The organism is Bacteroides sp. 2_2_4, from assembly GCF_000157055.1.
GTDB classification, from domain to species: domain Bacteria; phylum Bacteroidota; class Bacteroidia; order Bacteroidales; family Bacteroidaceae; genus Bacteroides; species Bacteroides ovatus.
This window is the reverse complement of record NZ_EQ973392.1, coordinates 1-1,783: the sequence shown is the minus strand read 5'-3', so window position 1 is coordinate 1,783 and position 1,783 is coordinate 1. Positions and strand designations below refer to the sequence as shown.

Below are 1,783 nucleotides of genomic sequence, written 5' to 3'. Positions count from 1 at the left end.
GGTTCTTCGTCAAATTTGGTGGTACTTCTTCTATTGTGAATAAATAATCTTCGCTCTCAGTAGTTTAATTCCTGCCCTATTGTACATCTGTCTTTTTACCGCTTTAATTTTATTCACTGTCCCCTCCAGTAATCCGTTACTGAAGGGGATATCAATAGCTGCCTGTACTGCCTCCCAGTCTTTTTCAATACCATATGCAAAGTTCGTCAGTGCCATATTCCGTGTTGCCTTCGCTTTTTCAATCCACTTTCTAATATCCTTATCATAAGTGTTCCCATTAATCATATCTCTGAAATTCTGACACACGCTTAAAAGTTCTTTAATCTGCGGTGAGGACTTATACAGTTCCGCTAGTTTAGGATTATCCGATTCTCCCTTTAGAATGTATTTGCGTATCTGATTCTGTGAAACTCTCTGTATTTTACTTCTGTTTTCAATGCTCTCATTATGCTCCTTGACTTCCTTCCTCTTTTGTTGATACCTTTTTCGCAAGCTGGATGTTATCCTTCCAATAAGTGCGCCACTGATTTTACTCCCCATTTTTTGTGCCAATATTTTTCGAGTAATACAGCCCGCACTAATGATTGTAGCCAGTTCGGATACATATTTAAGAGCTGTCTTCTGTTGCTCATTCAAGTATGCCCCTATTCTTCTGTTGTGAATAATCTTATAAATGTAGCGACTTTTCTTACCCAAATGTGTGGCTGTCTGCTCAATGGTCATCCCCTGCATTTTTAAGTTCAAGCTTTCCCTGTATATCTTCAATTTTTCTCTGTGTCGGACATCTCCCATGTTAAATATGTCCTGAAGAATTAACGAAGAAGCCGTGTCTCTGTCAGGATATTCGTATTTGAGCTTTTTCTTGGTCTGACGGATTATTTTCTCTATTTCCGGTATCATCGTGTCCGTCATATTCTTGATTAGATGGAATCGGTCGCAGATTTGTGTAACACCAGGAATTATTCTGTTTATAGCCTCTGTGAAACATCTTCCACGGTCTCTCGTTATATATTGTATTTGAGGATTCCGGATGAGCCAGTTATCAAGTGCTTCTCCGTTTCTATCCTCTAACAAAGCAATAGGTATGTGTGTCATCTGGTCTACGACCACACTCATATAATCCTTACCTTTTTTATAGGCAAAATCATCAATACCTACATAAATACTTTTATTATGCATAGGATTGTGTTGTCCGCACTGTTGTAGGATGCGTAAGCAGGAAGAACTACTGGCTGTTATATGGAACAGTTGCAAAAGAGAAGAGGCCTTTCGGGAAGTAAGTTCCAAACTTATCGATCTGATGCGTTCCTCAACAAGATAGCTCCGTCTACCATACCGACGAGCCAGAAAAGACAACGGTTCGCAGAATATTTTTTGTGGACAAGAAACATTGTCACAATAATATTTGCCAACCTTGATGACTAACTCCAAAGTATGACCGTAAACTTCAAGATCCTCAATATGACGGGAGTAGTAACTGTGCAATCGGTGACTGAAATGTCCGCAATAAGGACAGGAAGCCCCTTTGCCAGCCGTATGTAGAAAGACCGTCAATGAGCCAACAGCTTCAGAGATACCATCTTGTTGCAGATTATCGTAGCCAAGACTGAATCTGAAATCATGGAATAATCCCCTATTTGTAGGAGCATTTTCTTTTTTTGATGTATATTTGTACGTTGTAGATATGACTTGTTGCATTGTAACTCTTAATGATGTGGTGTCTTTAAAGTTACTAAAAAGCAAACATATCTACAACTTTTTATAGGATTAAGAAAGAAGAAGA

1 protein-coding gene is annotated in these 1,783 nt (G+C 38.8%); it reads right to left on the bottom strand.

Annotated features, from left to right (window positions below):
• Window positions 1–30: 30 nt before the first annotated feature.
• Window positions 31–1,698, bottom strand: a complete 1,668-nt coding sequence (locus BSCG_RS00150; RefSeq protein ID WP_008649335.1) for an ISL3 family transposase — start codon at window positions 1,696–1,698, stop codon at window positions 31–33.
• Window positions 1,699–1,783: the final 85 nt, after the last annotated feature.

Excerpts from the sequence above, each read along its gene's own strand:
- BSCG_RS00150 (WP_008649335.1), bottom strand. The coding sequence starts at position 1,698 with ATGCAACAAGTCATATCTACAACGTACAAATATACATCAAAAAAAGAA.